The organism is Candidatus Symbiothrix dinenymphae (assembly GCF_001431085.1).
The window spans coordinates 1-6,926 of record NZ_BBRU01000346.1; the positions used below are offsets into that span (position 1 = coordinate 1).

Below are 6,926 nucleotides of genomic sequence, written 5' to 3' on the forward strand. Positions count from 1 at the left end.
ACGGCTTGCCGGATGTTATCAAGCGATGAATCACTTGGGTCTTATCGACATACAAATAGCCTTTGCTGCGTAAATCCGCAAACGACTGTATTCCAATAGGTAATTCCTGTAACATAATGTTTTTTTTAATTATTTGATAATTCTTCCATCCGACAAGCAATCTCTTTCCCCACAAATGCCACTCCCAGCAATGCGATGCGCTTGTTTTCGCCCGCATAACGCTCATAATAGCGGACTTTGCGGATTTGTGCCAATGCTGTGTCTAATAATTGGGCTGTTGTAGAGGCGTTGCCTGCAATGTCTTTATCGCCATCACTTGCAGCATATTTCACTTCTGCAATCACTACCCGCTCCTGCCACGTCCACACGGCATCTATACGCCCTTTGTCGGTGCACACTTCGGCTTCCGGCTTGAAGCCTAATGCATTCAGCCACAGCAGCAACATGGAATGATAATATTTTTCATCGTTGCCCCACAACTGGTAGGGGATGCGCGCAAACATGGCTTGCAGGCTGCGCTCAAACTGCTGCGAATCGCCCGACACAAGTTGCCGCATCATTTGCCGGCATCCCTCGTTCACTTCCGGCAACGAAATTTCGGCATAATTGGCTAATAAATGGCGCGTTAAAGCCTGATTGACCTCCTCGTTGGGAACACCCAGCGTGTAGAGCATAGTAACACCAAACGGGTCTTGTTCCTTCTTTTTTACTGTCAAATAGCCCGTTTGAAACATCAATATGCGCGGGTTTATCGTCTGAATATCAAAACTGTCGAAGTCTGTAGCCTCCATCTGAAATGGCACCATCAACGACTGCACATCATTATGCTCTTTCAAAATATTAACTATAAACGTGGGGCTACCGGTTGAAAACCAATGGTCTTTAAACTCTTGTATGTCGAAAAGCAACAATGTTGAAAACGAATTATATACAAAATTAACACCATCCCACGAATAGCCATCGTACCAGTATTTAATTTTCTCTATTGTTTGCTGTTTGGTCAGTTCTTCCTTTTGGCTCATTTGTTCAATATGGGGGTCAAAATAGGATTCTAACTCTGCCTGTGTATAGCCGCAAATAGTGGCAAATCGGGCATCAAGCGTAATGTCGCGCAGATTGTTTAACCCCGAAAAGATGGAAACTTTGGAAAATTTGGATACGCCCGTGAGAAATATGAAGTGCAGATGCTCATCGGCGGCTTTTAATATCTGATAGAAATCGTGCAATATTGTTCGATTTGCCTCCACCCGCTTAATGTCTGTCAGATTGTCGATAATGGGTTTGTCGTATTCGTCAATCAAAACCACCACTTGTTGGTCTTTGGCGTAATGGAGATTTTCTATCAACTCTCGGAATCCTCCGCCACCTTTTCGTGTCAATGTGATATTATGCTGTCGGGCTATGGCACAAATGGTTGCATCAAGGTCTTCTCTCAAACCCTCGGCTGTATTATTGTTTATCCCCCCAAAATCCAAACGAATAACAGGATGCGACACCGTCCAATCCCAATTATTCTCAATCCACAACCCCTTAAACAGGGCTTTGTTACCTTTAAAGATTTCCTCCATCGTGCTCACCAGCAACGACTTACCAAACCGCCGCGGACGAGACAAAAAGAACGGCTTGCCGGATGTTATCAAGCGATGAATCACTTGGGTCTTATCGACATACAAATAGTCTTTGCTGCGTAAATCCGCAAACGACTGTATTCCAATAGGTAATTTCTGTAACATGATGTTTTTTCAATTATTCGACAAAGGTACGAAAAAGTTATGAGTTATGAGTTATGAATTATGAGCTTTTCAGAGCATATCCGCAGGCTCTCCTCCCAGTTCGGTACTGTCAACTTAAACGTGCTTCTCAACTTGCTTTTATCCAACACGCTGTACATCGGGCGGGCTACTTTGGTCGGATATTGCGAGGTGGGGATGGGCTTGACGGTGCAGCTGTGACCGGCTAATTTGATGATTTCGGTGGCAAATTCGTGCCATGTGGTGACGCCCTCGTTGCTGTAATGGTAGATGCCTGTGGGGAATTGTTGCTCCTTTTCGGCAAACGCAATCATCGCCACAATCGCCTGTGCTAAGTCTGCGGCATAAGTGGGCGTTCCTGTTTGGTCGCACACCACGTTCAATTCGTCGCGTTCGGCTGCCAAGCGGCGCATGGTTTTGACAAAGTTGTTGCCGTAAGTCGAATACAGCCAGGCTGTTCGGATGATGATGCTCTCTGCACCGGACGCTTGCAGTGCCTGTTCGCCTGCCAATTTGCTTTTGCCATAGACCGACTGCGGATTGACGGCGTCCGTTTCCTTGTAGGGCGTATTTGCCTGCCCGTCAAACACATAGTCGGTTGAAATGTGAACCACCCGTGCCTGATGTGCGTGAGCCGCCTCACCCAGATTGCGCACCGCATCACGATTGATTTTGTAGCACAAATCCAAATCATCTTCCGCCTTATCCACCGCTGTGTAGGCGGCACAATTGACCACATAATCCACCTTGTGCTCTGCCAGAAATTGGCTCAGTGCGCGTTTGTCGGTCAAATCCAATGTATCCACATCGGTGGGGATAAACTGCCAATGAGCAAACTGCTCAGCCAAAGCCATCAATTCGCTGCCAAGTTGCCCTTTCGAGCCTGTAATGAGTATCTGTTTCATGGGTGCAAAGTTACGAAAAAAGTTATGAGTTATGAGTTATGAGTTATTTTTTTTGCTGATTTTGTTCTAAATCACTTTAAGATAGAACTATAACTCGTTGTGTTTAAACCAACAACAGCAATTTGATGCGTAGATAGCTAATATTCAGCAAAATACAATCGTATCAATCACATTTCTGTCGGCTTCTTTGTTGAGTGTGATGAGCAATTGTTCGCGGCGCATCATCAGTTCGGTTTTTAGGACGGCGGAGGTGAGGGTGACGTAGAGCGTTCGGTTGCGGATATAGACGGCGGAGGTGTAGCGTGTGATTGCCGGACTCATGGTGTTCCAGTGGCTTATGATGCGGGCTTCTGCTATTTTGTTTGCCATATCCGGACGGGCTTCCAAAAATTCGTTCAGGACTGAGGCGATGGATTGTGTGCTTACTCGTTTCATGGCATTTCCGAAAATTGTCCGTTAGTTACTTGAAACAGCTTGTAGTCATACTCCATCTGTTCGAGAATTTCATCGAGGTGTTTGCGGTTGGTGTCGGAGATAAATATCTGTCCAAATTGCGGTTGCGCCACCAATTCCACGATTTTTGCCACCCGCTTAGCATCTAATTTATCAAACAAATCGTCCAACAACATGATGGGAACGACCGAACCATGCTGCACCAAAAAACTGAATTGCGCCAATTTCAGGGCAATCAGGTAGGTTTTGTTCTGCCCTTGCGAACCAATTTTGCGAATTAAGTGGCTGTCTAACAGAAAGTTGAAGTCATCTTTATGAATCCCGGCAGTAGAATAGCCCAGCAGCAAGTCGCGCTGCCGCCTTTCTCGCAATAGTTGCGCGAAAAGCGAGGGATTGCGGGCTTGACCCGCAATCCCCTCCCGATTCAACTGCGATTCATATTCCAACCCAACCTGCTCATTATCACCGCTAATCGCCGAATAATACTCCGCAAACACAGGCAAAAACCCCTCAATGAACGCTTTGCGCTTTTCATGAATAATCGTGCCGGTTTCCACCATCTGCTCCTCCCAAATATCAAACACCTCCCCTAAATCCTCTGGAGGGTGGGGTGGGGTAGGGTAGGGGTGTACTTGAGCTTTCAGCAGGGCGTTGCGCTGCATGAGGGCTTTGTTGTAGTGCATCAGTGCCCGCAGATAGTCCTTATCGTATTGACTGATAAGCATATCCACAAATTTGCGGCGTTCGTCGCTGCCGCCCTGAATCAAGTCGCTGTCGATGGGCGACACCATCACGACCGGAATTAGCCCGATGTGCTCCGAAAAGAGGCTGTATGCCTTTTTATTGCGCTTGAACGATTTTTTGTGCCCCCGTTTCATGCCGCAATAGATTTCTTCTGCGGTGTCGGCTTCGGTGTAGAAGCCTTGCAGCACGGCAAAGTCGCAGTCGTGTCTAATGAGTTGCGAATCAGGCAGATTAGTGTAATTTTTTGTGAAAGAGAGGTAATACAGAGCGTCCAACAGATTTGTTTTGCCCATCCCATTGTCGCCCAGCAGGCAATTCATTTTGAACGAAAAAGTCAATTCCGCTTCCTCAATATTTTTGAAGTTCAATATGGAAAGCTTTTCAATAATCATGCCGGTGTTATTCCATCCAATTCGGCTTTCAGTGCCAAAAGTTCACTCCTGACACGTCTGAGCAAGCCCGCCGTTTCGCCATGTTTGAGCTCTTTGTCGCGATTTTTTGCGATTTTTCGTTTGGCTGCTGCCAAAGTCAATCCTTGCACTTTGACCAATTCATAAATCATGCGAATTTCTTTGAGGTCGCCTTCCTGATACTGACGGACTTTCGTTCGCGTGCGTGTCGGTTTGATGGACGGAAATTGTGTCTCCCAATAGCGCAGCAATGACTCCTCAACGTCAAGCATTTCGGAAACTTCCTTAATGGAATAAAATAGTTTTTTAGGCTGAAATCTCATAATTTAATGACAAGGGAATGACTCCCCTTGCGTTTATTTTATCTGTTTTCAGAATCAAAAAGCACTTTCTCGTATTCTTTCGGTGTCAGGTTCATGAAGAAATATTTGGCAGGATTATCGTGTTTCCCTTTCGACATCACCTCGTAGTGGCAGTGTGCACCGGTGGCAGTGCCTGTTGAGCCAACGGTTGCGATGATGGCTCCGCGAGACACCGTTTGCCCTACGCGCACTTTTAACTCGCGGCAATGTCCGTAGAGCGTTTTATAGCCAAACCCATGGTCAATGACAATCGTATACCCATAACCACCTTGCCAACCTGCAAATTCAACGGTGCCGCCGCCGGTGGCTTGTATAGGTGTGCCTGCAAGGGCATTTAAATCGACACCGGTATGCGGACGGCGGTCGCCAAAAATCGGATGTACGCGTAAGCCGAAGCCGGAGCCGATGCCTTTGCTGTATTTGGACGACAACGGGCTGATGCTGGGCATACATTTCACACGGTCTTCTCTGGTCTTAACCATTTGTGTGAGTTCGTCATACGAATTAGACAGCACGGCTAATTGTTTGGTCATCATATCCAATTTGGCACTGGTCGAAACAACCAATTCCGGATTGTTAAGCGTCAGCAAATGTTCGTAGCGGTCAACTCCACCATAACCCGGTCGGCGGATGGTGGACGGAATAGGCTCTGCATTGAATACGCTGCGATACAAATTGTCGTCGCGGTCTTCCAATTCTGCCAAAATTTGCTCATTTTGGTCAAGTTGTTTGGACAATACCTGATATTGTGTCAATAAAAGTTTATTCTCTTTTTTTAACTGTTTCTTGATGGGGGAGTCGAACGAATAGTCGGCAAAAGAAAACAGTGCCCCACCAATAATAATGCCAAAAGTCAGCTGTTTAAAAACAGTCCAAACTCGTTGTCCCACAGACGAATACACTCGCTCATAATTGAGTGTATCGGGGTTGTACTTGTAAATAATCTTACTCATTTTTTAATCTTTTATTATAAAACGCTGCAAATGTAATAATTATATTTTAATGCTCCAAATAACTCTAATGAATTTAATGATTTTTAACCTTTCTCTTAAAATACTTAATCGAGTATTATCTCGTCCAATTCTGTTATCAATGCTGAAAGTTCGCTCCGTATATGTCTGAGTTTTAGCGAGTTGCATTCTACTCCCGCGTTCATTTTGTCGTGATGCCTGGCGAGTTTGCGCTTTGCGGCTGCCAATGTCAAGCCTTGCTCTTTGACCAAACCATATATCACGCGGATTTCTTGAAGGTCATCCTCTTGATATTGACGGATTTTCGTACTTGTGCGCACAGGTTTGAGGCTCGGAAACTGTGTTTCCCAGTAGCGTAGCAACGATACCTCAACATTGAGCATTGTGGCTACCTCCTTGATGGAGTAGAACATCTTTTTTTGTTGAAATTTCATACCGTAAATCCGTTTGTTCTTTTATTTGCTTTCCGAATCGAATAGCATTTTTTCGTATTCTGCCGGTGTCAAGTTCATGAAGAAATACTTGGCAGGGTTCTCTTGCTCGTTTCTCACCAGCACCTCGTAGTGGCAGTGTGGACCGGTTGCCGTGCCCGTAGAGCCAACGGTGGCGATGACGGCGCCGCGTTTAACTATTTTTCCCGGTTGCACTTTTATCTCGCGACAGTGCCCGTAGCGCGTTTTGTAGCCAAACCCGTGATTGATGACGACCACGTTGCCGAAGCCACCTTGCCACCCCACAAATTCCACCTTGCCATCGCCCGTCGCTTGGATGGGCGCACCCGCATTGGCATTCAAATCAACCCCTCTGTGCGGACGTCTATACTTTAAGACCGGATGAAAGCGCATCCCAAAGCCCGAAATGATGCCTTTGTTATACTTCGACGATACCGGGCTGATGCTGGGTACACACTTTACGCGCGTATCTCTGGTTTTCACCATGTCTGCGAGTTCGTCATACGACTTCGATAAGACCGCCAATTGCTTGCTCATCATGTCCACTTTGGCGGTGGTCGAAATCACCACATCTGAATTGTTGAGCGTCAACAAATGCTCGTAACGGTCGCTACCACCAATACCCGGTCGGCGAATGGTGGCGGGAATAGGTTCGGCGTTGAACGCACTGCGATACAAATTGTCGTCGCGGTCTTCCAACTCGGCTACAATTTCCTCTTTCTTGTCCACTTGCCGCGAAAGCAACTGATACTGAGTCAGTAACAGTTTGTTTTCCTTTTTTAGCTGTTTTTTGATGGGTGAGTCGAACGCATAATCGGCAACGTAAAATAATACGCCACCAATAATAATGCCTAACGCCAACTGTTTGATAGCCATCC

At 46.2% G+C, this 6,926-nt stretch carries 9 protein-coding genes; all 9 read right to left on the reverse strand.

All coding sequences use genetic code 11. The features are described 5' to 3' along the window. A partial coding sequence (locus tag ASC50_RS07655) for an AAA family ATPase (RefSeq protein ID WP_306301698.1) occupies positions 1-226 on the reverse strand: 226 nt, incomplete at its 3' end. Beyond that, positions 126-1,733, reverse strand: a complete 1,608-nt coding sequence (locus tag ASC50_RS04215; RefSeq protein WP_056928741.1) for an ATP-binding protein — start codon at positions 1,731-1,733, stop codon at positions 126-128. The genes ASC50_RS07655 and ASC50_RS04215, both read right to left, overlap by 101 nt. A gap of 44 nt (positions 1,734-1,777) precedes the next feature. After that, positions 1,778-2,656, reverse strand: a complete 879-nt coding sequence (gene rfbD / locus ASC50_RS04220) for a dTDP-4-dehydrorhamnose reductase (RefSeq protein WP_056928742.1) — start codon at positions 2,654-2,656, stop codon at positions 1,778-1,780. 144 nt (positions 2,657-2,800) lie between these two features. Next, positions 2,801-3,091 (reverse strand): DciA family protein, encoded by a 291-nt coding sequence (locus ASC50_RS04225; RefSeq protein ID WP_055432067.1) that lies wholly within the window; start codon positions 3,089-3,091, stop codon positions 2,801-2,803. After that, complete coding sequence (recF, locus tag ASC50_RS04230) at positions 3,088-4,245, reverse strand: DNA replication/repair protein RecF (RefSeq protein WP_056928743.1); 1,158 nt, start codon at positions 4,243-4,245, stop codon at positions 3,088-3,090. The genes ASC50_RS04225 and recF overlap by 4 nt, the downstream gene beginning before the upstream one ends. Continuing rightward, positions 4,242-4,586: a MerR family transcriptional regulator gene (locus ASC50_RS04235; RefSeq protein ID WP_055432520.1), complete on the reverse strand. Its 345-nt coding sequence runs from the start codon at positions 4,584-4,586 to the stop codon at positions 4,242-4,244. Before ASC50_RS04235 ends, recF begins: the two co-directional genes overlap by 4 nt. Positions 4,587-4,624: 38 nt before the next feature. Beyond that, positions 4,625-5,578 (reverse strand): M23 family metallopeptidase, encoded by a 954-nt coding sequence (locus ASC50_RS04240; RefSeq protein ID WP_056928744.1) that lies wholly within the window; start codon positions 5,576-5,578, stop codon positions 4,625-4,627. A gap of 104 nt (positions 5,579-5,682) precedes the next feature. Next, positions 5,683-6,030, reverse strand: a complete 348-nt coding sequence (locus tag ASC50_RS04245) for a MerR family transcriptional regulator (protein WP_056928745.1) — start codon at positions 6,028-6,030, stop codon at positions 5,683-5,685. Positions 6,031-6,051: 21 nt separating this feature from the next. Next, positions 6,052-6,926: M23 family metallopeptidase (locus ASC50_RS04250; protein WP_056928746.1), on the reverse strand; the 875-nt coding region annotated here is incomplete at its 5' end.

Coding starts and splice junctions, on each gene's coding strand:
- ASC50_RS04215 (WP_056928741.1), bottom strand. CDS start 1,733: ATGTTACAGAAATTACCTATTGGAATACAGTCGTTTGCGGATTTACGC.
- rfbD (WP_056928742.1), bottom strand. CDS start 2,656: ATGAAACAGATACTCATTACAGGCTCGAAAGGGCAACTTGGCAGCGAA.
- ASC50_RS04225 (WP_055432067.1), bottom strand. CDS start 3,091: ATGAAACGAGTAAGCACACAATCCATCGCCTCAGTCCTGAACGAATTT.
- recF (WP_056928743.1), bottom strand. CDS start 4,245: ATGATTATTGAAAAGCTTTCCATATTGAACTTCAAAAATATTGAGGAA.
- ASC50_RS04235 (WP_055432520.1), bottom strand. CDS start 4,586: ATGAGATTTCAGCCTAAAAAACTATTTTATTCCATTAAGGAAGTTTCC.
- ASC50_RS04240 (WP_056928744.1), bottom strand. CDS start 5,578: ATGAGTAAGATTATTTACAAGTACAACCCCGATACACTCAATTATGAG.
- ASC50_RS04245 (WP_056928745.1), bottom strand. CDS start 6,030: ATGAAATTTCAACAAAAAAAGATGTTCTACTCCATCAAGGAGGTAGCC.